This window comes from Nocardiopsis camelliae, from assembly GCF_028993595.1.
Classification (GTDB): domain Bacteria; phylum Actinomycetota; class Actinomycetes; order Streptosporangiales; family Streptosporangiaceae; genus Nocardiopsis; species Nocardiopsis dassonvillei.
This window is the reverse complement of record NZ_CP118614.1, coordinates 3,243,431-3,267,059: the sequence shown is the minus strand read 5'-3', so window position 1 is coordinate 3,267,059 and position 23,629 is coordinate 3,243,431. Positions and strand designations below refer to the sequence as shown.

The 23,629-nt window shown below is 73.3% G+C and carries 21 protein-coding genes; 9 read left to right on the top strand and 12 right to left on the bottom strand.

The features are described 5' to 3' along the window. Nucleotides 1-6: 6 nt before the first annotated feature. The 3 genes from PV789_RS14215 to amaB form a co-directional block, all read right to left on the bottom strand. Complete coding sequence (locus PV789_RS14215; protein WP_017567433.1) at nucleotides 7-435, bottom strand: organic hydroperoxide resistance protein; 429 nt, start codon at nucleotides 433-435, stop codon at nucleotides 7-9. Nucleotides 436-500: 65 nt separating this feature from the next. Beyond that, nucleotides 501-968, bottom strand: a complete 468-nt coding sequence (locus PV789_RS14210) for a MarR family winged helix-turn-helix transcriptional regulator (protein ID WP_274977877.1) — start codon at nucleotides 966-968, stop codon at nucleotides 501-503. A gap of 144 nt (nucleotides 969-1,112) precedes the next feature. Next, nucleotides 1,113-2,660: an L-piperidine-6-carboxylate dehydrogenase gene (gene amaB / locus PV789_RS14205; RefSeq protein ID WP_274977876.1), complete on the bottom strand. Its 1,548-nt coding sequence runs from the start codon at nucleotides 2,658-2,660 to the stop codon at nucleotides 1,113-1,115. Nucleotides 2,661-2,857: 197 nt separating this feature from the next. Here amaB and PV789_RS14200 point away from each other — a divergent pair, with 197 nt between their 5' ends. Beyond that, on the top strand, nucleotides 2,858-3,952 hold the full coding sequence (locus PV789_RS14200) for a PA0049 C-terminal domain-containing protein (protein ID WP_274977875.1): 1,095 nt from the start codon (nucleotides 2,858-2,860) through the stop codon (nucleotides 3,950-3,952). A 68-nt stretch (nucleotides 3,953-4,020) separates the two neighbouring features. Here the strand turns inward: PV789_RS14200 and PV789_RS14195 are convergent, their stop codons facing one another. Next, nucleotides 4,021-4,446: a DUF4190 domain-containing protein gene (locus PV789_RS14195; protein ID WP_274977874.1), complete on the bottom strand. Its 426-nt coding sequence runs from the start codon at nucleotides 4,444-4,446 to the stop codon at nucleotides 4,021-4,023. Between the two features lie 382 nt (nucleotides 4,447-4,828). Here PV789_RS14195 and PV789_RS14190 point away from each other — a divergent pair, with 382 nt between their 5' ends. Together PV789_RS14190 and ctaD are read left to right on the top strand one after the other, a co-directional pair. Further along, the gene (locus PV789_RS14190) at nucleotides 4,829-6,448 is read left to right on the top strand and encodes a polysaccharide deacetylase family protein (protein WP_274977873.1); all 1,620 of its coding nucleotides are present in this window, start codon (nucleotides 4,829-4,831) and stop codon (nucleotides 6,446-6,448) included. Between the two features lie 419 nt (nucleotides 6,449-6,867). Then, nucleotides 6,868-8,514 (top strand): aa3-type cytochrome oxidase subunit I, encoded by a 1,647-nt coding sequence (gene ctaD, locus PV789_RS14185; protein ID WP_302475395.1) that lies wholly within the window; start codon nucleotides 6,868-6,870, stop codon nucleotides 8,512-8,514. A gap of 54 nt (nucleotides 8,515-8,568) precedes the next feature. On the opposite strand, the gene PV789_RS14180 is transcribed toward ctaD, so the two are convergent. Continuing rightward, entirely contained in the window at nucleotides 8,569-10,011 is a 1,443-nt protein-coding gene (locus tag PV789_RS14180) for an aldehyde dehydrogenase family protein (RefSeq protein ID WP_274977872.1), read from the bottom strand. Between the two features lie 60 nt (nucleotides 10,012-10,071). Here PV789_RS14180 and PV789_RS14175 point away from each other — a divergent pair, with 60 nt between their 5' ends. Continuing rightward, nucleotides 10,072-10,761, top strand: a complete 690-nt coding sequence (locus PV789_RS14175; protein WP_274977871.1) for a TetR/AcrR family transcriptional regulator — start codon at nucleotides 10,072-10,074, stop codon at nucleotides 10,759-10,761. 208 nt (nucleotides 10,762-10,969) lie between these two features. Continuing rightward, nucleotides 10,970-12,037: a hypothetical protein gene (locus tag PV789_RS14170; protein ID WP_274977870.1), complete on the top strand. Its 1,068-nt coding sequence runs from the start codon at nucleotides 10,970-10,972 to the stop codon at nucleotides 12,035-12,037. A 153-nt stretch (nucleotides 12,038-12,190) separates the two neighbouring features. Here the strand turns inward: PV789_RS14170 and PV789_RS14165 are convergent, their stop codons facing one another. From PV789_RS14165 to PV789_RS14140, 6 genes are read right to left on the bottom strand one after another with little or no spacing between them, the layout of a single operon-like run. After that, the gene (locus PV789_RS14165) at nucleotides 12,191-13,885 is read right to left on the bottom strand and encodes an adenine deaminase C-terminal domain-containing protein (RefSeq protein ID WP_274977869.1); all 1,695 of its coding nucleotides are present in this window, start codon (nucleotides 13,883-13,885) and stop codon (nucleotides 12,191-12,193) included. Between the two features lie 35 nt (nucleotides 13,886-13,920). After that, entirely contained in the window at nucleotides 13,921-14,886 is a 966-nt protein-coding gene (locus PV789_RS14160; protein WP_274977868.1) for a nucleoside hydrolase, read from the bottom strand. Next, entirely contained in the window at nucleotides 14,883-15,944 is a 1,062-nt protein-coding gene (locus PV789_RS14155) for an ABC transporter substrate-binding protein (RefSeq protein WP_274977867.1), read from the bottom strand. The genes PV789_RS14160 and PV789_RS14155 overlap by 4 nt, the downstream gene beginning before the upstream one ends. After that, nucleotides 15,941-16,963, bottom strand: coding sequence for an ABC transporter ATP-binding protein (locus PV789_RS14150; protein ID WP_274977866.1), 1,023 nt, complete (start codon nucleotides 16,961-16,963; stop codon nucleotides 15,941-15,943). Before PV789_RS14150 ends, PV789_RS14155 begins: the two co-directional genes overlap by 4 nt. Nucleotides 16,964-16,986: 23 nt before the next feature. Continuing rightward, nucleotides 16,987-17,775: an ABC transporter permease gene (locus tag PV789_RS14145; RefSeq protein WP_274977865.1), complete on the bottom strand. Its 789-nt coding sequence runs from the start codon at nucleotides 17,773-17,775 to the stop codon at nucleotides 16,987-16,989. Continuing rightward, a complete protein-coding gene (locus PV789_RS14140) occupies nucleotides 17,772-18,653 on the bottom strand; it encodes an ABC transporter permease (protein ID WP_274977864.1) in 882 nt (293 codons plus the stop codon). The genes PV789_RS14145 and PV789_RS14140 overlap by 4 nt, the downstream gene beginning before the upstream one ends. 233 nt (nucleotides 18,654-18,886) lie before the next feature. Here PV789_RS14140 and PV789_RS14135 point away from each other — a divergent pair, with 233 nt between their 5' ends. Beyond that, nucleotides 18,887-19,879, top strand: a complete 993-nt coding sequence (locus PV789_RS14135) for a LacI family DNA-binding transcriptional regulator (RefSeq protein WP_212639963.1) — start codon at nucleotides 18,887-18,889, stop codon at nucleotides 19,877-19,879. 251 nt (nucleotides 19,880-20,130) lie between these two features. After that, nucleotides 20,131-20,886, top strand: a complete 756-nt coding sequence (gene fabG / locus PV789_RS14130; protein ID WP_274977863.1) for a 3-oxoacyl-ACP reductase FabG — start codon at nucleotides 20,131-20,133, stop codon at nucleotides 20,884-20,886. A gap of 138 nt (nucleotides 20,887-21,024) precedes the next feature. Here the strand turns inward: fabG and PV789_RS14125 are convergent, their stop codons facing one another. Continuing rightward, nucleotides 21,025-21,618, bottom strand: a complete 594-nt coding sequence (locus tag PV789_RS14125; RefSeq protein ID WP_274978138.1) for a TetR/AcrR family transcriptional regulator — start codon at nucleotides 21,616-21,618, stop codon at nucleotides 21,025-21,027. A gap of 248 nt (nucleotides 21,619-21,866) precedes the next feature. Here PV789_RS14125 and PV789_RS14120 point away from each other — a divergent pair, with 248 nt between their 5' ends. Next, entirely contained in the window at nucleotides 21,867-22,745 is an 879-nt protein-coding gene (locus PV789_RS14120) for an NmrA family NAD(P)-binding protein (RefSeq protein ID WP_274978137.1), read from the top strand. A gap of 63 nt (nucleotides 22,746-22,808) precedes the next feature. After that, nucleotides 22,809-23,585: a tyrosine-protein phosphatase gene (locus PV789_RS14115; protein WP_274977862.1), complete on the top strand. Its 777-nt coding sequence runs from the start codon at nucleotides 22,809-22,811 to the stop codon at nucleotides 23,583-23,585. The last annotated feature ends 44 nt before the right edge of the window (nucleotides 23,586-23,629 follow it).

The window sequence follows — 23,629 nt, the reverse complement described above, 5'->3', positions numbered from 1 at the left end:
CAGAACCTAGGCGGTCTTGGCCGTCAGGGTCACCTCGATGTTGCCGCGGGTGGCGCGGGAGTAGGGGCACATCTGGTGCGCGCCCTCGACCAGCTCCTCGGCCTTGGCCTGGTCCACGCCCGGGATGGTGACGGTGAGCGCCACGGCCAGGGTCATGCCGTCGTCGGCCTTGCCCAGGCTGACCTGGGCGTCGATGGTGGAGCCGTCGACGTCGACCTTCTCCTTGCGGGCGACGGCCTTGAGGGCGCCGTGGAAGCAGGCGCCGTAGCCGACCGCGAAGAGCTGCTCGGGGTTGGTGCCGGGGCCGTCGTCGCCGCCCATGCCCTTGGGCACGGACAGGTCGACCTCCAAGCGGCCGTCGTCGGTGCGGCCGTTGCCCTTGCGGCCCTCTCCGGTGACGGTGGCGTTGGCGGTGTACATCACGTCGTAGGCCATGGTTGCCTCTTTCCTTCGTGGTCCGTGTTCGGTGTGGTGGTACGGATGGGGGCCTGCGGCCCCGTTCAGCACGGGCTGCGCCTGCGGGAGGCGGTCTCCACCGAACGCGTGAGCAGCCCGAGCGCCTCCTGCAGCTCCCGGGCCCGCTCCCGGGGCAGCCCGGCCGAGCACATGACGCGTTCGGGGACCTCCTCGGCGCGTGCGCGCAGCGCGTCGCCCTTCGGGGTGGTCGAGACCTCGACGACGCGCTCGTCGGCGGAACCGCGTTCGCGGCTCAGGAGCCCGGCGCACTCCAGGCGGCGCAGCAGCGGCGAGAGCGTGCCCGAGTCCAGGTGCAGGGCCCGGCTGAGTTCCTTGACGGTGAGCGTTCCGCGCTCCCAGAGCACGAGCATGACCAGGTACTGGGGATAGGTCAGTTCCAGGTCGCCCAGCAGTTCCCGGTAGAGCCCGGTCATGGCCCGGGAGGCCGCGTAGAGGGAGAAGCACAGCTGGTTGTCCAGGGCGAGGGGGTTCTCCCCTTGCTCGTCGGCCACGGTGTTCCCTCCTGCCCGTGCGGAACCGTTCGGTGGGCACCACCGTAACAGAATTCAATTGCGCGCAACATGATCGCGCGCAACTTTTTTGGTGTGTCTCGGTGGCCGGTGCCCGCGTCCGGCCGGACGCGGGCACCGGGGCCCTCAGAGGAAGCTCACGCCCTGGGCCAGCGGCAGCTCGCCGCCGTAGTTGACGGTGTTGGTCGCCCGGCGCATGTAGGCCTTCCAGGAGTCCGAACCCGACTCGCGGCCGCCGCCGGTGTCCTTCTCGCCGCCGAAGGCGCCGCCGATCTCCGCGCCGGAGGTGCCGATGTTGACGTTGACGATGCCGCAGTCGGAACCGGCCGCGGACAGGAACCGCTCGGCCTCGGACTGGTCCTGGGTGAAGATCGACGACGACAGCCCCTGGGGCACGCCGTTGTGCAGCTCCACCGCCTCCTCCAGCGTGCGGTAGGGCATCACGTACAGGATCGGCGCGAAGGTCTCCTCGCGCACGACGGCGGTCTGGCCGGGCATGCGCACCACCGCGGGCTCGACGTAGTAGGCGTCGGCGGCCTCCTCCTCAAGGACGCGGCCTCCGCCGACCAGCACCCGGCCGCCCTCGGCCTCGGCGCGCTCCAGCGCCGAGCGCATCGCGGCGTACCCGCGCTCGCCCACCAGCGGACCCACCAGCGTCGACTCCGCGAAGGGGTCGCCGACGCGGTCGCGCAGCTGCTTGTAGGCGTCCACGATCCGCCGGGTGACCTCCTCGGCCACGTCCTCGTGCACGATGAGGCGGCGCAGCGTCGTGCAGCGCTGGCCCGCGGTGCCCGCGGCGGAGAAGACGCTGCCGCGCACCACCAGGTCCAGGTCGGCGGAGGGGGCGACCACGGCCGCGTTGTTGCCGCCCAGTTCCAGCAGGTAGCGGCCCATGCGGGCGGCCACCCGGGGCGCCACCTCACGGCCCATGGCGGTCGAGCCGGTGGCCGAGAGCAGGGCCACCCGGGGGTCGTCGGCCAGGGCCCGGCCGATCTCGCGGCCGCCCAGCACGACCCGGTGCAGGCCCTCGGCGGGCGCGCCGACCTCCTGGGCCGCGCGCATGAGCAGGCCGTGGCAGGCCAGCGCGGTGAGCGGGGTCAGCTCCGAGGGCTTCCAGACCACGGTGTCGCCGCACACCAGGGCCACGCACGTGTTCCACGACCACACCGCCACCGGGAAGTTGAAGGCGGTGATCACGCCGACCACGCCCAGCGGGTGCCAGGTCTCCATGAGCCGATGGCCGGGCCGCTCGGAGGGCATGGTGCGCCCGTACAGCTGCCGGGACATGCCCACGGCCAGGTCGCAGATATCGATCATCTCCTGGACCTCGCCCAGCGCCTCGGAGCGGATCTTGCCCGCCTCGACGGTCACCAGCTCGGCCAGGTCGGCCTTGTGCTCGCGCAGCAGCTCACCGAGCCTGTGGACGAGCTGCCCGCGCACCGGTGCGGGGGTGTCGCGCCAGGCGGCGAAGGCCTCCCGGGCCTCGGTGACGGCCTGCCCGACGTCGGCGGCGGACTCGTGGCCCAGCGCGAAGAGGTCCTGGCCGGTGATGGGCGACCTGGCCGCACCGCCGGCCCCGGCCGGTTCCCGGGGCGCGGGGACGCGGCACCGGTCCAGGGCGGCCCGCGCGCGGTCGGCGAGGGAGGCGGTGGTGGGGAGGGCGGAAGTCGGCATGTGCTGCTCTCTCCGTTGAGAGGAACGGGCGGTCACCTCACACCCTGCCAAGTCCGACCCCGCCGGTCCAGCCCCCGTGTCTCGTCGGCCGGACGCGCCGCACGCCCCGTCCCCGGGGCGGTCCCGGGCGGCGTTAGACTCGGCTGGCCCCTCCCCCGGCGGCCCTCCCGACGCCCCTGAGACGGACAGCGACCCCCGTGCACCACCACACCACTCCCGAAGAGGACCGCGCTGGTCTCGCCGAGCCCCGCCTGGTCCTGACCCGCTCCGGCTTCGGCGCGGCCGAGCCCCTGTTCAGCGCCGACCTGCGGGCGAGCACCGACCTCGCCCAGGCGCGGGAGGCGGTCGCCTCGCACGCCTCCCGGCTGTGGACCGAGGCCGCCCGCGACGGCGCCGACGACCGCCCCCTGTACTGGGCGCGGCTGGTGCTCTCGGCCCGGCTGCGCTCCTGGCGGCCGGGCTTCGCCGTCTCCGACGCCGAGCGCGCCGACCTGCTGCACCTGCTGGAGACGGGTTCGCGCGGCATCGCCGACCTCGACTTCCCGCCGGGCGACCGGTGGGTGCGGGTGGTCGTGACCGGCTTCGACCCCTTCCGCCTGGACGAGGACCCGGCGTGTTCCAACCCCTCCGGCGCGGCGGCGCTGGACCTGAACGGGTGGACCTTCCCCGTGGGCGGGCGCACGGCCGTGGTGCGCACCGCGGTGTTCCCGGTGCGCTGGGCGGACTTCGACGCCGGGCTGGTGGAGGAGGCGCTGGCCGAGCAGCACCGGCGCGCGGACGCGGTGGTCACGCTCAGCCGCGGGCGTGCGGGCCGCTTCGACCTGGAGGTGTGGAACGGCGTCTGGCGCGGCGGGGGCGAGGACAACCTGCGGGTGTCGCGCACCGGCCGGGCGCCGGTGCCCGGCCCCGGCGCCCCGGAGTGGACGCTCTCCTCGCTGCCCCACGAGCGGATCCTGGCGGCGGTGAGGGAGGACCCCTACCCGGTGGTGGTCAACACCGAGGTGGCCGAGGCAGCGCCGGACGGGCGCGGGGTGGTGGTGCGCCCGGGCGGCCCCACGGAGGGGTCGGCGGCGCGCCGCGGGGGCGGCGGGGACTACCTGTCCAACGAGATCGCCTACCGCAACACGCTGCTGCGGGACCGGGCGGGGCGGCGGATCGCGGCCGGGCACGTGCACCTGCCCAAGGTGGCCTCCCCGGGGGAGAACGCCGCGGTCCTGGCGCAGGTCCGGCGGATCGTGGCGGCCGTGGCCGCCGACGCGGCCGGGCCCCGACAGGAGCCGGGGGAGGACTGACCCCCACCCCCGCCGGGCGCCCGCCGCCGCGCGGCGGCGGGCGCTGGTGGTGGGCGCTCCCGCCCGTCTCAGTAGGACGGGTCGGCCGCGAAGACGCTCATGAGCCCCGCAGCCCCGTAGAAGAAGAACAGGACGGCGTACAGCGCGGTCCCGACTCCGAAGAGCACCCAGGAGATGATGGTGCAGGTCCTGGCCGACTGGGGGTTGGTGGCGGTCATGGTCAGCGCGACGATGGCCAGGATGAGGCCGACGATCGACAGCATCCAGCACAGGCACAGGCCGAAGATGTTGGCGATGAGCGCGCCGATGGCCGAGCCCTGGCTCGCGGGCGGGGGCGGCGGCTGGAAGCCGGGGCCGCCGTACCAGCCTCCGGGGGGCGGGGGGAGGCCGCCGCCGGGCGGCGGATAGCCTCCGCCTCCTCCGGGAGGGGGCTGGTGGCCACCGCTCCCCCCGTTCGGGGGAACGTAGCCGCCGGTTCCGGGACCGTAACTCATGGGTGCCTTTCAGGGTGGACGGAGCGGGCGCTCCGACGGGGGAGGGCGTGTCACCGGCATCCGGGTTCGCGGGGGAACACCGTGTACGCCCCTTCATGATCAGTATGGCCGGAACGCGGACCCGTCGGGGACCGGCTAACCCGCGCCCGCACCGGGTTTCGGACAGTGCGGGCAGGTGGCCGCAAAGCCCCGGACCCGGGGCGCGGAGCCGGAGCCCGGGCCCACCGGGGACACGGCGGCGCGACCCTGCCCACGGGCCTTCCCGGAGGCGGCATGCGGTCCGCCTGAGGTGGCTCGGGTGAACGGAGCGTGACCGCACGCCGGACACGCTGAGTACGCGCACGCCTGCGAGGCGATTCACGCTGAGGTGAGCGGCTCGGATATGGTCCCCCTCGTGGCTGTCACCTCACTACGACGCAAACTCTCCGTCAGCGCGGCCGTGGGTCTGCTCCTGGTCCCCGGCTGCCACGCCGTGGAACAGGAGCTGCCCTACGCCGAGCCGGTCCGCTCCTCGCCCGACGACCTGGCGGGGATGGAGGCGAGCACCGTGTCGGTGACCACCGACGACAGCGCGGTGAGCTACCGCTACCCGCGGCTGGGCGGCGGCCACCCGTTGACGGTGGAGGCGCGCACCGCCATGGCCGCGCGCCAGACCGCCTTCCTGGAGGACCTGCCGGAGGGGGGCTCCCCCGAGCTGCACCAGGACACGGCCATCCTCGCCGCCTCACCGGAGGTGGTGGGCGCGCGGCTGACCGCGACCGCCTCCGCGGGCGGGGACGAGACCTTCGAGGCCGACACCCTGTGGTACGACGCCGACAGCGGGGAGGTGCTGCCCTGGACCTCGCTGTTCCGGGACGAGGAGGCGATCGAGCAGGCCCACCTGGCCCTGGCCGAGGTCCTGGAGGAGGGGTACAACCTGCCCGAGCGCCAGCTGCCCGGGCTGGTCGGCGAGGTCGCCTCGGGCGAGCGGTCGGCGCCGGAGGGCGGCGCGTCCGCCGAGGGGCGGGGCGGGACGACCAACGGTGGGGCGGCCGGGGGCTCCAACGGGGAGGCCGACGGGGAACCCGGCGGCGGGGAGGCGGACGGGGGCTCCGAACCGCTCGACCTGTCCGAGCCCGACCAGGCCCGGGAGGCCGCCGAGCGCTGGGCGGGCTCGCCCCTGGGCGACCTGGCCTTCAGCACGGCGGGCGGCCTGGCCGTGCGCATGGACCCCGACGCGGTGCCCAGTGCGGGCCGGGTCGGCGAGGTGCTGGTCCCGGTGGAGGCCGCCGACGTCGAGGGGCTGCTGTCCGAACTGGGCTACCTGGCCCGGGAGGCGGCCCTGGACGGGGACGGCCTGGGCGACGACCTCTCGCAGGACGAGGGGGGCCTGAGCGCCCAGGGACACACCCTGGACTGCGACCGCCTCAAGTGCGTGGCGCTGACCTTCGACGACGGGCCGGGCGAGCACACCGACCGGTTGCTGGACGGCCTGGCCGAGTACGACGCCCACGCCACGTTCTACGTGCTGGGCTCGCTCGTGGACGAGTTCCCCGCACCGGTGGAGCGCATGGCCGAGGAGGGCCACGAGCTGGGCAACCACACCTGGAAGCACGACGACCTGGCCCAGATGTCGGCCGACGAGATCCGCAAGGACATCGAACGCACCAACGCGGCCGTGCGCGAGGTGACCGGGGTGGAGCCGCCGACCATCCGGCCGCCCTACGGGTCGCTGAACGGGACGGTGCGCAAGACGGTGGAACAGCCCCTGGTCCTGTGGGACGTGGACACGCTGGACTGGAAGAGCCGTGACACCGATGAGGTCAGCGCGGCGGCGCTGGGCAACACCGTGCCGGGGAGCGTGGTGCTCTTCCACGACATCCACGAGACCTCCGTGGAGGCGATCCCGGACGTGCTGGAAGGGCTGCACCGGCGGGGCTACCACTTCGTGACGGTCACCGACATCTTCGGCTACCGGGGCATGGAGTCGGGCGACGTGTACACCGACGCGCGGCTCTCGTAGGCCCCGGGCCCGCGCGGCGGCGGTTCCCCGGCCGGGAGGAGGTCCCGGCCGGGGTCCGCGCGGCGGCGGCCCGCGCCGGGACGGTGCGCCCGCGGAGCCGTGGGCGGGCGCCCGCCGCGCCCGGGGCGGCGCCCGCAGGACCGCGGCCGACAGCCGGGAGGGCGCTGGCGAGGGGACCTCCCCGCGACCCCTTCCGTCAACAAAGAGGACATTCTCCACCCGTTAGAGAAAACGCTGGTGGCGGTCACCGGCTCCGGTGGACCCGATGGGCTAGGTTGCGTTTCCGGGGCCCGGTACATTCCCTTCCCGGATCACTCCCAAAAAGGAAAAGCCTCTTTTTTTCCTATTCGCCCGTACCCATCTTCCGCACGGAGGCACGAGCAGTGGCACCAGCCAAGACCGAGGCAGAGGAGTCCTCCGTGAAGACCCGCAAAGGGTCGATCATCGTGAGCTGGCTGACCTCGACCGACCACAAGGTCATCGGGTACATGTACATCATCACCGCCTTCGCCTTCTTCGTCTTCGGCGGAATCCTGGCGGTGCTCATCCGCGCCGAACTGTTCTTTCCGGGCATGCAGATCATGTCCAACGAAGAGTACAACCAGATGTTCACCATGCACGGCACGATCATGCTGCTGCTCTTCGCGACCCCGCTGTTCGTGGGTTTCGGCAACGTGATCATGCCGTTGCAGATCGGCGCGCCCGACGTGGCGTTCCCGAGGATGAACCTCTTCGGCTACTACCTGTTCCTGTTCGGCGGGCTGATCGTCTCGGCCGGGTTCCTCACGCCGGGCGGCGCGGCCAGCTTCGGCTGGTTCGCCTACACACCCCTGTCCTCGGCGGTCCACTCACCGGGGGTGGGTGGCGACCTGTGGATCATGGGGCTGGTGGTGTCGGGTCTGGGCACCATCCTGGGCGCGGTCAACTTCATCACCACTGCCCTGTGCATGCGCGCGCCCGGTATGACGATGTTCCGCATGCCGATCTTCACCTGGAACATCATCCTGACCAGCGTGCTGGTGCTCATCGCGTTCCCCGTGCTGACGGCGGCCCTGATCGCGCTGGGCGCGGACCGCATGGTCGGCACGCAGGTGTTCAACGCCGAGCACGGCGGCGCCATCCTGTGGCAGCACCTGTTCTGGTTCTTCGGCCACCCCGAGGTGTACATCATCGCGCTGCCGTTCTTCGGCATCGTGACCGAGATCCTGCCGGTGTTCAGCCGCAAGCCGATCTTCGGCTACAAGGGGCTGGTGGCGGCGACCATCGCCATCACCGGGCTGTCGGTGACGGTGTGGGCGCACCACATGTTCCCGACGGGTGCGGTGCTGCTGCCGTTCTTCTCGTTCATGAGCTTCCTCATCGCGGTGCCGACCGGGGTGAAGTTCTTCAACTGGATCGGCACGATGTGGCGGGGCCAGATCAGCTTCGAGACGCCGATGCTGTTCTCGATCGGGTTCCTGGTGACCTTCCTGTTCGGCGGTCTGACCGGTGTGCTGCTGGCCTCCCCGCCGATCGACTTCCACGTCACCGACTCCTACTTCGTGGTGGCCCACTTCCACTACGTGGTGTTCGGCACCGTGGTGTTCGCGATGTTCGCGGGCTTCTACTTCTGGTGGCCCAAGTTCACCGGGACGATGCTCAACGAGGGTCTGGGCAAGTTCCACTTCTGGCTGCTGTTCCTGGGCTTCCACGGCACGTTCCTGGTGCAGCACTGGCTGGGCGCGGCGGGTTTCCCGCGCCGCTACGCCGACTACCTGCCCGGTGACGGCTTCACCGAGCTGAACCAGATCTCCTCGGTGTCCTCGTTCGTGCTGGCGGCCTCGACGCTGATCTTCTTCTGGAACGTCTTCGTGACCGCGCGCAACGCCCCCCAGGTGGGGATGGACGACCCGTGGGGCTACGGCTGCTCGCTGGAGTGGGCCACGTCCTGCCCGCCGCCGCGGCACAACTTCACGTCGCTGCCGCGGATCCGCTCCGAGCGTCCCGCGTTCGACCTGAACCACCCGCACGTGGCGGCGCGCGCCCTGGACGAGGCCGGGCGCGGGGAGGCCGCCCCGAGGCGCTGACCCGCGCGGGCGGGGGGCGGGCACCGCGGCCCGCCCCCGCTCCCGCTCCCCCACTCAGAGGAACCGGCGCAGCAGCTTCTGCTTGAGCTCGGTGACGGGCGCGTAGGCGATGCGCATGGTGTCCATGAACAGCGACTTGTCCAGCACCGACTTGGTGTGCGAGAAGGTGTCCAGGGAGGCCGCGGAGTGGTAGGCGCCCATGCCGCTGTCCCCCACGCCGCCGAAGGGCAGGTCGGGGACGGCCAGGTGGGCGACCGGCAGGCCGAAGGCCAGTCCGCCCGAGGAGGTCTCGGTGGTCAGGCGGCGCTTGGTCTCCTCGGAGTCGGTGAAGCCGTACAGCGCCAGCGGCTTGTCGCGTTCGTTGACGAAGGCGATGGCCGCGTCCAGGTCGGGGACCCGCAGGACCGGCAGGACGGGGCCGAAGATCTCCTCCGACATCACCGGGGAGTCGGGGGCCACGTCGCCCAGGACGGTGGGGGCGACGTAGAGGCGGTCGATGTCGTGCTGTCCGCCGGTGACCACGGTGCCGCTGCCCAGCAGAGCGGTGATCCGGGCGAAGTGGCGCTCGTTGACGATGCGCCCGTAGTCGGCGCTGCGCGAGGGGTCCTCGCCGAACATCTCGGTGATGGCGGCGGCCAGCTCGCGCTGGAGCGGTTCGGCGGTGTCGCCGACGGCGAGCACGTAGTCGGGGGCCACGCAGGTCTGGCCGGTGTTGGTGAACTTGCCCCAGGCCAGGCGGCGGGCGGTGGTGGCCAGGTCCACGCCGGGTTCGACGATGGCCGGGCTCTTGCCGCCCAGCTCCAGGGTGACGGGGGTCAGGTGCTTGGCGGCGGCGGCCATGACGATGCGGGCCACGGCGCCGTTGCCGGTGTAGAAGATGTGGTCGAAGCGCTCGTCCAGCAGGGCGGTGCTCTCGGGAATGCCGCCCTCCACCACCGCGACCGCCTCGGTGTCCAGGTAGCGGGGCAGCAGCTCGGCCAGGGCGGCGGAGGTGGCCGGGGCCAGTTCGCTGGGCTTGACCAGGGCGGCGTTGCCCGCGGCGAGGGCGCCGACCAGGGGCGCCAGGGACAGGTTCACCGGGTAGTTCCACGGGGCGATGATCAGCACGGTGCCCAGGGGCTCGCGCACGCGGCGGGCCCTGGCCGGGGCCAGGGCGACGGGCACCGGCACCCGTTGCGGGCGCAGCCAGGAGGCCAGGTGTCTGAGGGTGTGGTCGATCTCGTTGACCACGAAGCCGATCTCGGTGGTGTGGGACTCGATGGGGCTCTTGCCGAGGTCGGCCCCGAGCGCGCGTTCGAACGCGGTGCGCTCCTCGGTGAGCATGCGGCGCAGCGCGCGCAGCTGGGCGCGGCGCCAGGCGACCGGCTTGGTGCGGCCGGAGGCGAAGGCGGCGCGCAGGCGGGCGACCACCGGCGGGATCTCGGTGGTCAGGGTGAGCGGCTCGGCGGGGGGCCGGGGGGCGGCCTCGGCGGCGGGAGCGCCTTGGGTCTCGGTCATGGAGCGATACTAAACGAAACGCTTTCGTTTCCCCAGACCCCGCTCACATAGGATTCGGGCATGACCACCGACCATCTGCCCGACGCCTCGCGCGCCCCCCAACGGGGCCGACCGCGCGACGCCTCCCGGGACCGCGCGCTGATGGACGCCACCCTCGCCGAGCTCGAACTGCACGGGTACGGCGGTCTGACCACGGCCGCCGTCGCCCGGCGGGCCGGTGTCTCCACCGCCACCCTCTACCGCCGCTGGCGTTCCAAGGAGGACCTGGTGCTGGGAGCCGCCCGGGACTGGGCGGAGAACCTGGGGCCCGACCTGGACACGGGCGCGCTGCGCTCGGACCTGTCCCGGCTCCTGCACGACAAGGCCGCCGCCCTGGAGGGGTCCTCGGGGAGGCTGCTGCGCGCGGTGCTGGGCGAGGCGGCGCACAACCAGGCGCTCGCCGACGCGCTCTTCGGCGACTTCGTGGTGCCGCTCCAGGAGCGGGTGCTGGCGGTGGTGGAGCGCGCCGTCGCGCGCGGGGAGATCCCGCCGGTGCAGGACCCGCTGGTGGTGGCGGAGATGGTGATCGGCCCGATGGTCAGCCACACGTTCCTGGTGCCGCCCGCGCCCGGCGCCTCCCCGGGCCACGACATGGCCGACCGGCTCCTGCCCTACCTGCTGCGCGCCCTGGGACACTTGGAGGCGGAAGCCCCCGGAGGGGCCCGGCCCGCCGACCCGGCCGGAAGGGCCCCGGGCGGCCGCACCGGCTGAGGTCGCGGGACCGCACGGCTTTCAGACGGACCTCTCCCGGCGGCGGCGGGAAGCCGCGGCCCGGACCTCACGGCACCCGGAGCGGTGGCGGCAGGGGTGGTAACACCCCTGGCCTCATCGCGTGGACGCTGTTACCGTCGGGGCAACGACCTACCTGATCCCCGGGGGAGTCCGCGCCGTTCGGCGTGCCCGATCCCCGGAGGCAGGCATGTTCTCGATCAAAGCTCCAGCTCAGTCCACGGCACTGTGGGACATGGTCGACGGGCCGATGCCGCGCGGGCTGCTGGGCGCCGGCGACCCCGATGTACACGTGATCGACGGCGTCCCGACGATGTACCTGGGCGGCTTCTCCACGACGTTCCGCAACCGTCTCTACCGCGCGCGTCTGGCACCCGGTCAGGCACTGGACAGCGGACGGTGGGTGTTCGACACCGACGCGCGCGGCCGGGTGAGGCCGCTGGTCGTGGACCCTCCCCGTGACGGATGGGACCGCGCGGGGATGCACACGCCCTCGTTCGTGCCCGGCGTCGACGGCCACCCGCCGCGCCTCTACTACACCGGGCGCGCCTCGCTCCGGCACTACGGGAGCCGCAGCAGCTACGCGATCGGGGTCCTGGAGTACCGCGGGGGACGGTGGGAGCGCCGCGCGGAGCCCGTCCTGCGCGGCAGCGCGCCCCGCATGAGTGTGCTGGAACCTCTCGTGGTCCACGACCGGGGCCGCTACCTGATGTGGTTCCAGGCGAACCCGAACGAGATCGGACCGGGCGAGCTGCCCGACTACGAACTCCGGGTCACCGAGAGCACCGACGGCCTGTCGTGGTCGGCGCCGAAGGTCTTCGCGGGGCCCGAGGAGGGATTCTTCGACAACGCCGTCCACCGCGTGGGCGGCCGGTGGGTCATGGTGCTGGCCCGGGGATCGAACCTGCACGGCACACCGCACTTCCCCGACCAGGGCCTGTGGATCACCACGGCCGCCGAACTCGTCCCGGAACGGTCGGGGTGGACGGCCCCGGTGCGTGTGCTGGACACCGATCACATGGATACGCCGGAGTGGATGGCGCGTGGTGTGTACGGGCCCGCGCTGCACGCGCTGGAGGGGGCCGGTGAGGCGGTGCTGCTGTACACCGCGACCAGGGACGCCCCGAAGTGGGCCGAGTTCAACGTGCGCCGCCTGCTACGGGGCAGGCGCCCGGTGGTGCCCTCCCCCTTCTATCTCGCGGTGGGGCAGTCGCGTCTGACAGCCCTGCCCCGCGGCACCGGCGGGAACGAGGGCTGAGAGCGGTCGGCGGGACGACCCGGCTCGCGGACCGAGCGAAGCGCGGCATCAGGCGGGCCGCGCGACGGCCGCCGTCCCGATCCCCTGCCCGCGGGAGAGGCCCTCACCCGTGGAGCCGCGCCCCTGCCCGGGGCGCGGCTCCACGGGCGGGCGTCAGCCCACCGTCGCCGGTTCCCAGGCGCGCTCGACCACGCGCACCAGGCCCCGGTCGGTGATCTTCACGCTCGGGGACACCGCCAGGGTCAGGGTGGACAGGCTCATGAAGGCGTTGCGGTTGTCCCAGCCCCACGCCGCCAGCTCCGCGCGCAGCTCCCGGGTGGCGCGGGCCACCTCGTCGGCGGGCCGCTCCGACATGACCCCGCCGACGGGCAGGGCGATCCCGGCGCCCTCGCCGCCCTCGCGGACCAGGCTCATGCCGCCGCCCCAGGACACCACCCGCGCGGCGGCCTCGCGCAGCGCCTCCTCGCTCGTGGCCACGACGGTGAGGTTGTGGCTGTCGTGGGCGTAGGTGGTGGCGAAGGCTCCCGCGCCCAGTTCCTGGCCGGTGACCGGCGCGAACGCCACCCCGCCCGCACCGGTGTGGCGCTCGAAGACCGCCACCACCGCGGTCCGGCCCTGCCAGTGCACCTCTCCCCCGCGCACGGGCAGCACGACCTCGTCCGGCTCGGTGTAGGTGTCCACCGGGTTCACCCGCAGCGCCCGGAAGGCGTGGTCGCCGTCGGGCAGGTCCACCCGCCAGCGGGCCGTCTGCGCGTCGGGAGCGCTGATGCGCACCGTGCCGCCGAACGGGTGGTCCGGCGCGGGTCCGGGGCCGGTGAGCGGGGCGCCGTCGCGGCCCACGACCGCGCCGCCCGCGATCGCGACCACGGGGGTCAGCTCGGTGAGCGAGCGCAGCAGGACCAGGTCGGCGCGCTTGCCCGGGGTGACGGTCCCCCGGTCGTCGAGGCCGAGCCTGCGCGCGGGCTGGAGCGTGAGCGCCCGCAGCACCGCCAGCGGCGGCAGTCCGCGTTCGAGTGCCACCGCCCCCACCCGGTCCAGGTGGCCGGTGCTCACGATCGCGTCCACGACGATGTCGTCGGTGACCAGGCAGAAGTCGGGCAGGTGCGGCAGGTCCAGCAGCGCCCGCACGACCTCGGGGGTCAGGCACTTCTCCTGGAGCATCAGCAGCATGCCCAGGCGGGCCTTCTCCACCGCCACCTCGGCGGTGTTCTTGCAGTGGTCGGAGTCGATCCCGGCCCACAGGTACTCGCCCAGCTCGGCACCGGACAGGTTGGGGCAGTGCCCGTCCAGGCGCACGCCCCGGCTGCGGGCGGCGGCGATGATGGCGCCCATCCTGGGGTCGCCGGAGACCACCGCGCGGTAGTCCATCACCTCGCCCAGGGTGGTGACCCCCTCCCAGTCCAGCATCTCGGCGACGTCGTCGGCGTCCAGGCGGGCCCCGGCCGTCTCGAACCCGTCGAGCGCGGGCACGCACGAGGGGACCGCCCAGCGCATGGTCTGCCCGGTGGACTCGCCCTGCGCGATCATCCACGCCTGCCCCTCGCGCCCGGCGACGTTGACGATCTCGTGGGCGTCGGCGAGCACGGTCGTGGTGCCGCGCGCGAGCGTGACCCGGGCGAACTCGGCCGGGGCCAGCAGGGAGCTCTCGATGTGCATGTGCGCGTCCACGTACCCGGGCGCGACCACGAGCCCGTCGGCGTCGACGGTCCGGCGGGCCTCGACCGGGGTTCCCGGCGGCAGCACCGCGCGGATCGCGTCGCCGACCACGGCGACGTCGGCCCGCCACACCTGGCCGGTGTGGACGGAGACGACGTCTCCGCCGCGGATGAGCAGGTCTGCGGTGAGCATCGGAGTCGGTTCCCCTTCCGGTGCGCGGTCGCGGTTCACGGCGTCCGCGCGCTGTCGTTCGGTTCTGCGGCGTAGCCGGCGATGCCCTCGGTGAGGCGGTCGGCGAACCCGTCGGCGTCCACGGTGCGGGCCACGCGCACGTGGCGTGCGCGTCCGGGGGTGCGCAGGTCGGCCACGAGGGCGCCCCGGGTGAGTTCCCCGGCGCACTCCACCGAGGCGGTGCCCTCCTCCCAGCCCAGCAGCTCGGGGTGGGCGACGGCGGCCACCGCCAGGGCGTCGTGCACCGGCACGGCGGCGACGCCGAAGCGGTCCAGGTAGCGCAGGGCGTAGTCGCGCAGCAGTGCTCCGGCGATCCCGGCGGTGCCGGGCAGCGCCGCCAGCTCCTCGGCCCGGCTCAGCGGGTACAGGGCGGCGCGGGTGACGTCCAGGCCCACGATCCGCACGGGCAGGCCCGACTCCAGGACGTAGCGGGCGGCCTCGGGGTCGGCGTGGAAGTTGAACTCCGCCGCCGGGGTGATGTTGCCCTGGGCGAAGGCGGCGCCGCCCATGACGACGATCTCGCGCAGTGCCGCTCCGGCCTGCGGGTGGCGGGCGAGCAGGGCGGCCACGTTGGACAGCGGGCCGATCGCCACCAGGGTCAGCTCCCCCGGCGATCCCAGGGCCTGCTCCGCCAGCCAGTCGACCGCGTGGCCGGGGCCGAACGCCCGGGGCGGCGAGGCGGGGACGAGCCCACCCAGGCCGCCGGCCCCGTGCATGGGTTCGTCGCGCAGGCGCGCGGTCCGGGAGATCGGCCCGGCCAGCCCCGACACCAGCGGCAGGTCGGCCGGGGCGCCGGCCAGGTCCAGCACGTGCGCGGCGTTGCGGTCCACGTCGGCGAGGGAGGCGTTCCCGGCCACCGTGGTCACCCCCCGCACCTCCAGCTCCGGGGAGGCCAGCGCGAGCAGCAGGGCGAGGGCGTCGTCGACGCCGGGGTCGCAGTCGATCACGACGGGGACGCTCACCGGGCCACCTCCTCGGTGAAGCGGTCCAGCCAGGTGGAGCGCTCCTGCGCGATGAGGGCCAGGTCGCCCTGGTGGTAGCCGCTGTCGGACGGGGAGGAGGCGGCCTGCCCCGACACCCGCTCCATGAGCGGGGTGGGGTCGGCCTCCAGCGCCACGGGCTTGTCGTAGAGGGCCTCGGCCATCCCCTCCTGGATCTCGGGGCGCAGCAGGAAGTCGACGAAGGCCAGGGCCCCGGCCTCGTTGGGCGCGCCGTTGACGACCTGGACGGTGTTGGCGGTCATCACCCGGCCCTGTTCGGGCGCGGCGAAGCCGATCGGCTGCCCGGCCTCCACCGAGCCCATGGCGAAGTTGTCCAGGCCGGGCGCCATGGCGATCTCACCGCGTTCGAGCAGGCTGGTGAGCTCGGTGGAGCCGGTGTAGAACTGGAGCGCGTCGGAGCCGATGCGGCCCATCGCCTCGAACCCGGCGTCGGGGTCGGAGGGGCCCGAACCGAAGTGCTCGCCCGCGGCCAGGACGAACATCGGTCCGGCCGAGACCGAGATGTCGGGCAGCACGTACCCCGCCTCGGGCTTGGCCCACAGGTCGTCCCAGGAGTCGGGGGCCTCCTCGACCAGGTCGGTGCGGTAGAGCAGGCCCAGGAGCTGGAAGGTGTAGGCGGGGCCGTACCCGTCCGGGTCCACCGCCCAGGGCTGGATGGCGTCGAGATTGGGCACGTCGGCGGGGTCGACGGGGGCGAACAGCCCCATGTCCTTGCCGATCTGGGCGTAGTAGTCGGAGATGAGCACGACGTCGGTGTCGGGCGTCTCGGCGTTGATCCTGAGCTTGGTGAGCCGCCCAGCGTTGTTGCCGGTGTCCAGGACCACCCGGATCCCGGTCTCGGCCTCGAAGGGGTCGGCCACCACCTCGGTGAACTCCTCGGTGGCGAAGGCGAAGGTGCTCACCACCAGCGTGTCGGGGTCGTCCTCGCGCACCGGTGCGCAGGAGGCGCTCACCAGGGCCAGCGCCGCCGTCCCGGCGAGCGCGGCGAGCACGCGGCGCGTGCGTGCGGGGCGGCTCATCCGGTCTCCTCGGTGAGTTCCACCAGGTGGCGGTCGGGCAGGGCGATACGCACGGGGTCGCCGGGACGCAGGTCGTCGGCCGGGTGCAGGGAGCGCAGGACCGCCCCGGGCCCCTCGACACCGTCGATGCGGGCCTCGACCAGGCAGTTGCTGCCCTGGAAGGTGACCTCGCCGACGGTGCCGTCCAGGCCGGTCTCGCCCTCGCCCTCGCGGGTTCCGGCGGGCAGCAGGCGCACGTGCTCGGGCCGGATGGTGACGGCTCCGTGCCCGGGCACCCGCGGGAAGTTGTCGTAGCCCAGGAACTCGGCGACGAAGCGGTTGGCGGGCGCGGGGAAGACCTCCCGGGGCGCGCCCTGCTGCTCCAGGCGCCCCTCGTTGAGGATGACCATGGTGTCGGACAGCTCCAGCGCCTCGTCCTGGTCGTGGGTGACCAGGACGGCGGTCAGCCCGGTCTCGCGCTGGACCCGCAGCAGTTCGCGGCGCATCTGCACGCGCAGCTGGGCGTCGAGGTTGGACAGCGGCTCGTCCAGCAGCAGCACCGAGGGGCGGATGGCCACGGCGCGGGCCAGGGCCACGCGCTGCTGCTGGCCGCCCGACAGCTCGGCGGGCTTGCGGTCGGCCAGATGGGCCAGGCCCACCAGGTCCAGCGCCTCACCGGCGCGCCTGGTCACCTCCTGGGCGGCGATCTTACGGGTGCGCAGCCCGTAGCCGACGTTGTCGCGCAGGGTCATGTGCGGGAAGAGCGCGTAGGACTGAAAGACCATGCCGATGTTGCGCTTCTCCGGCGGGGTGCGGGTGGCGTCCTCGCCCTCCAGCAGGATCCTGCCGGAGGTGGGCTGGAGGAACCCGGCGATCATGCGCAGGGTGGTGGTCTTGCCGCAGCCGCTGGGGCCCAGCAGGGTGGTGAACTCGCCGCGCTGCACGGCCAGGTCCAGGTCGGCGACGGCGGCGGGGCCGTCCTTGCCCTTGCGTCCGCCGAAGCGGTGGGTGACGCGGTCGAGTTCGACGACGGGTGTCATGTGGTGTGTCCTTCTCTTCCCGGTTAGCGGCCGAAGACCTTCGTGAAACCGACCATGCGTTCGGTGGCGAAGGCGACCGCGACGCTGAGCACCAGGAGCAGCACGCTGACCGCCGCGACCACCGGGTCGAACGAGGACTGGACGTAGTTGAGCATCTCCACCGGCAGCGTCGCCACGCCCGGGCCGGTGAGCAGCAGGGACAGGGGAACGTTGTTCAGGGAGGTGATGAAGGCCAGGATGGTGGCGGACAGGATGCCCGGCGCCATGACCGGCAGGGTCACGGTGAAGAAGGCGCGCACCGGTCCGGCGCCCAGCCCCCGTGCGGCCTCCTCCAGGCGCGCGTCGGCCAGCGACAGCGAGGCGCCCACGACGCGGACGGTGTAGGGCAGCAGCAGGACGGTGTGGCCGACGATCAGCGCGCCCAGCGCGGTGACGCGCATGCCCACCATGAGCTGCTGGAACAGGGCCAGGCTCAGGACCAGTTCGGGGACCACGATCGGGGCGAAGAAGAGGTTCTCCATCAGCCTGCGCCCGCGCGGGTTGCCCCGGTGCAGAGCCAGGGTCGCCGGAACGCCCAGGAGCAGGGCGATCGCGGTGGAGGCCAGCGCCACGGCGACGCTGGTACCGAAGGAGTCGATGAAGGGCCCGTAGTCCAGGGCGGCGGCGAACCAGCGCAGGGACAGGCCCTCGGGCGGGAAGGCCAGGGTGCTCCCGGCGGTGAAGGCGACCCCGATCAGGATCACCACGGGGCCGAGCATGAGGACGAAGGCCGCCGCCGCGAGCAGCGACAGGAAGGGGCGTCTCAGGATCATGAGGTGGTGCTCCCGATCTTGCCGAGCCGGCCCGACAGCGCGCTGACCGCCAGCACCAGCACCGTCATCACCAGGGCGACGGAGCTGGCGGAGGGCCAGTCGAGGCTGACGTTGACCCGGCTGTAGAGCAGGGTGGACAGAAGTCGTTCGCGCGGCCCGCCGAGCAGCTGGGGCGTGGTGAAGGCGGTGACCGCGCCCGCGAAGACGAGCGTGCAGCCCACGAGCACGCCGGGCAGGGCGAGCGGGAAGACCACGGTGCGGAAGGCCCGGCCGGGCGAGGCGCCCAGGCCGCGGGCGGCGTCCTCCAGGCGGTGGTCCTGCTGGGCGAGGCTGGAGTAGGAGGACAGGATCATCAGCGGCAGGAACAGCTGGACCAGGCCGAGCACGATGGCGGTCTCGGTGTAGAGCAGCTGGACCCGGCCCATTCCCAGGGCCTCGCTGACGCCGCTGATGAGGCCGTTGCCGCCCAGGACCATGATCCAGCCGTAGGTGCGCACGACGGTGTTGAGCAGCAGCGGGAAGATCGCCAGGGCCAGGAGGCGGCCGGGCCAGCGGCCGGGGGCCCGGGAGATGAGGTAGGCCACCGGGAAGCCCATGATCAGGCACAGCGCGGTGGTCACCACGGCGACGCGGACGGTGCGGGCGACCACGGGCAGCAGGTAGGGGTCGGTGAGCAGGCCGCCCGTCTCGCGCGCGACCGTGGCGGGGTCGCCGTCGGGCGGCCAGGCCAGGGTGGCCACGACCGGGTAGCAGAAGGCGAACAGGACCACGGCCAGCCCCGGGACCAGCAGGACCGTGACGGGTGGTCGTGGAAGGCGGCCGCGGCGCGGAGCGGCCGCGTCGGCGCCGACGGTGGGTGACGGGCGGGGCAATTCCACTCCCGGTCGCTGTCGAGGGGACGGTCTGGGTTCGGCACGGCGCCCGAGCTGCGCGGTGCCGTGTCTGCGCGAGGATTCGTCTGCACGATGCCTGATCCGAACAGCGGTTCATCTGCGGAAACATCTGCAAGCGCTTGCACAAGCGCTTGCACACCGTAGCCTGTGTCGGGGACATGAGCCAACCCCCGGGTCGCGAGTGTGACAGGGGGCACCGCCGGGTGTGAGGAGCTGCAATGGCGAGTCTGGACGACGTGGCCAGGGAGGCCGGTGTGTCGGCGTCCACCGTTTCGCGGGCCCTGTCGCGGCCGTCCATGGTCTCCGAGCCCACCCTGCTCCGGGTGCGCGCCGCCGCGGAACGGCTGGGGTTTCGGGCCAACCCGGCCGCGCGGGCGCTGACCACGGGCCGCAGCGGTTTCTTCGCCCTGCTCGTCCCCGACCTGGACAACCCCTTCTACTCCACCACCGCCACCGCCGCGCAGGAGCTGGCGGGCAGGAGCGGACGCCGGGTGATCATCGCCGTCACCGGGGGCGACGCGGCCCGCGAGGCCGAGGTGCTCGGCGAGCTGGAGAGCCAGGTGGACGGGTTCGCGCTCCAGTCACCGGTGGGTTCGGCCGCCGACCTGAAGGAGGCGCACCGGCGCAAGCCGCTGGTGGTGATCAACCGCCGTGTGCCCGGACTGACCTCGTTCACCGTGGACACCCCCGGCGGTCTGGGCACCGTCTACGACCGCCTGGTGGAGCTGGGTCACCGCGACGTCGCCTACCTGGCGGGGCCGCCCAGTTCGTGGATGGACCGGCGCAGGCGCGAGGAGCTGGTGGAGCACGCCGCCCGGTCCCGGTTGCGGGTGCGGGTCTTCGGGCCCGTGCGACCGGCCTTCGCCGAGGGGGCCGCGGCGGCGCGGGAGATCGTGGACTCGGGCTGCACGGCGATGCTGGTCTACAACAGCCTGTTGCTGCTGGGAGCGATGTTCGAGTTCGGCCGCATGGGAGTGCGGGTGCCCGAGGACATCAGTGTGGCCGCGGCCGACGACATCGCCCTGGCCGACCTGCCGGGGCCGCCGATCTCGGCGGTGCTGGCCCCGGCGGACGAGCTGGGCCGCGCGGCGGTGTCGGCACTGGTCGAGCTGGTCGACGGGCCTGCGGGGGCCCGCCCCCGGGGGCGCAGGCTGCCCACCGAGGTGCGCATCACCGACTCCCTCGCGCCGCCGCGCGCGGCCCGCGGCTGACGCGGGGTCCGGCTGTCCGGCGTTCACCGGCCGCTCTGCCGTGAGCCGGGGTGGCGGGAGTCCGTGCGCCGGAAGCCGGGCGTCGGTGGTTCAGGCGTCCCTCGGCGGACCGCGGCCGGTCGGGGCCGGGGTCGGCGGCGGGAGCAGCGCACAGCCCTCGTCCGATCACCGGAAAGCCGGGTGAGAGCGCGCCCCCGTACGGAATCCTGGACGGGACGGAGCAGCGTTCGACCTGAGGGCAGGAGCCGACCGTGGACAGATCAGTTCTGGTGACCGGCGGGAGCCGGGGCATCGGGCTCGGTATCGCCAAGGGGTTCGCCGAGGCCGGGGACCGGGTGGTGATCGTCGGCCGCGACGAGGCCCGGACGCGCGAGGCCGCCCGGGGCGTCCCGGGGGCGGAGTGGGTGGTCGGCGACGTGGCCAGGGCCGACGACTGCGAACGCGTCGTGGAGCAGGCCGTGCGGCGCACCGGCGGTCTGGACGTGGTCTGCGCCAACGCCGGGATCTTCCCCTCGTCCCCGCTGGTGTCGATGGACCCCGGCGAACTCGACCGGGTCGTGGACACCAACGTCAAGGGCACCGTGCTGACGGTGCGCGCCGCCGTGGAGGCCCTGACGGCCTCCGGGCGGGGGCGCGTGGTGATCACCTCCTCCATCACCGGACCCCTGACCGGATACGCGGGCTGGTCCCACTACGGTGCCACCAAGGCCGCCCAGCTCGGGTTCATGCGCAGCGCCGCGGTGGAACTCGCGCCCCGGGGTATCACCGTCAACGCGGTGCTGCCCGGCAACGTGCGCACCGAGGGCCTGGAGGAGTTGGGGCCGGACTACCTGGAGCGCATGCGCGCGGCGATCCCCCTCGGCCGCATCGGCGAGGTCGAGGACATCGCCGCGGCCTGCCTGTTCCTGGCCGGTCCCGGCGCCTCCTTCATCACCGGGCAGAGCATCGTGGTCGACGGGGGCCAGGTGCTGCCCGAGGACGGGCAGGCCTTCGGCGTTCTGGAGTGAGGGACATGGGGTTCGGATGAAGCCGGATATTGAGAACCGCGGCCTTTACGACGTAGATTCATAAGATCGCCCGAGCGCGCCGCACCCCGCGCGCTCGGGCGTTTCGCCCCCTCGCCCCCGAGGCATGCGCCCCGGGGGTCAGGCGGACTCCCGGCGCCCGCGTATCCCGTCGAGGAGGAAGGCGGTGCGGCGGTCGTAGTCCTCCCGCGGCGGGCGGGTCCCGTGCTTGAGGGCGAGCGCGGTGTCCACGACGATCGCGTGGAGGTCGTCCTCCTCGAACTCCGGACGCAGTGCGCCGCGGGCCCGGCCCGCCGCGACGAGCTCGCCGTTGATCTCCCCCGCGGCCCGGCAGATCTCCAGGAGCCGCCGCGAGTGCGGATACGCCTGCAACAGCAGGTCGACCGCGGCGGGCTGGCGGTACAGGAGGTCGCGCATCGCGGTGACGTAGTGGGCGATCCGCTCCCCGGCGTCGTCCAGGGCCCGGGTGCGGTCGATGGCGGCGTACAGCTCGGCCGCGACCACCTCCTCGACGACGGCCTCGATGAGGCCGACCCTGCCGCCGAACCGGTTGAAGATCGTGGCCTTGCTCACCCCGGCCGCCCGGGCGACCTCCTCCAGCGGCACGGACAGGCCCCGCCCCTGGAAGGCATCGATCGCGGCGCGCCGAATCTGCTCGGCGTTGCGTTTGGCGTCCGCCCGCAGACGGGGCCCCGAAGACGCCGCACCGGTCATGGCCACCCACCGTCCCCCGTTGCCGACACAACAACTTGACTCACTTGGTCAGTTTACTTAATGTCGTTGGCGCGAGCGAAGTTGACCATGCCAGTCAACTTAAGTGCGGATGCCCGACCGCCGCGTCCGGGCCGCTTCCGCCCGGGCCCGGGGACCGCCGTACGCGCACCCCGTCGGTGCACCGGATTCCCGTCGCCGCGACCCGCCCACCGGGGCGGGCACGAACACACATGGAGAGGACCACGGACATGATCGTCGTCACCGGCGCCACCGGCGCACTCAACGGAGCCACCGTCGAGCACCTCCTCAGGCGCGTCCCGGCCGACCGGATCGGCGTCAGCGCGCGCGACGTCACCAGGGCACGGCACCTCGCCGACCGCGGGGTGCGCGTGCGCCAGGGCTCCTACGACGACCCGGCCGCGCTGCGCGACTCCTTCGAGGGAGCCGACCAGGTGCTCCTGGTGTCCTCCAGCGACACGGAGTCCGACGTGGTCGGACAGCACCGCGTCGCGATCGAGGCGGCCGTCGCGGCCGGCGCCCGGCGGATCCTCTACACCAGCCAGCACGGCGCCGCCGCCGACAGCCCCTACCTCCCGGCGCGCCTGCACGCCGCCACCGAGGCGGTCCTCGCCGGGTCGGGGACCGCCTGGACCGCGCTGCGCTACGGGTTCTTCGGCAGCCTCGACCTCCTGCTCGGCCCGTGGCAGCGGACCGGGGTGATCGCCAAACCGGCGGACGGCCCCCTCCCCTGGGCCGATCGCGCCGACCTGGCCGAGGCCGCGGCGGTCATCCTCACCGGTGAGCGCTCCTTCGACGGCCCGGTCACCCTCACTCCGCCCGAGCCCGTCACCCTCGGCGACTTCGCCCGGATCGCCTCCGAACTCACCGGCCGCGACATCGAACGCGTCGTCGTGGACGACGAGCGGTGGAGCGCCGACCAGATCGCGAGCGGCGTCCCCGAACACGTGGTCGGGCTGACGCTCATGATGTCGCGGGCCGCCCGCGACGGGTACTTCGCGGGACACCACCCGCTGCTGACCGAGCTGCTCGGCCGCGAGCCCCGCAGCGCCGCCGAGCAGCTCGCGGACCACATCGCGGCCTCGGGGGCCTCCTCACCGACCGTCTGACCGCCGCCCGGCAAGGGACCAAGGAACTTTTCTTCCTCCGTCAGGTGAAGTACCTCTTCGTCCATGAGCGACAGCAGAAGGATCACCTGGGAGGGCTTCTTCAACACCCGCGACCTCGGCGGCCTGCCGAGCCGGGACGGACGCAGCGTCCGCCGGGGCGCCTTCGTCCGCTCCGCCGACCCGCGCTTCGTCACCGACAGGGGCTGGCGGGCCGCCCACGAGGCGGGGGTGCGCACCGTCGTGGACCTGCGCAACCCGGACGAGATCCGGCCGGCTCCGGGTGAGGGCCCGACGAGCCGGGGCGGGTCCGCCGCCTTCCCCGCGGAGACGGCCCCCACTCCCCTGCCCGCGGGGATGACGCGCCTGGAGGTGGCCCTGGACCACGTCGAGGACGTCGGGTTCTGGCAGGACGTCAACCGCCGACGGCTGAACGGGAGCCCGCTCTACTACCGCCCCTTCCTGGACCGCAAGGCCGAACGCTGCGCAGCGGTGGTCACCGCCCTGGCCCGGGCCGAGCCGGGCGGCGTCCTGTTCCACTGCGGGGCCGGACGCGACCGCACCGGTCTGGTCGCGCTGCTGCTGCTCGCCCTGGCCGACGTCGGAGCCGACGCGATCGCCGACGACTACGAGCTGTCCACGACCGAGCTCGTCCCGCTCTTCGCCGCGATGGGGCAACCGGACCAGGGCCCCGTGATCGAGGCCGTGCTGTCCGAGCGCGGCCTGACCCTGCGCGACACTGTCCTGGACGCCCTGCGCGGGCTGGACGCGCACGCCTACCTGTTGGCGGCGGGGGTCGCGGAGGAGGACCTGGCCGCCCTCCGGAAACGGCTCCTGGACTGACCGCCGCCTTCGCACGGCACGGTCCGGCCGACCCAACGGCGGGG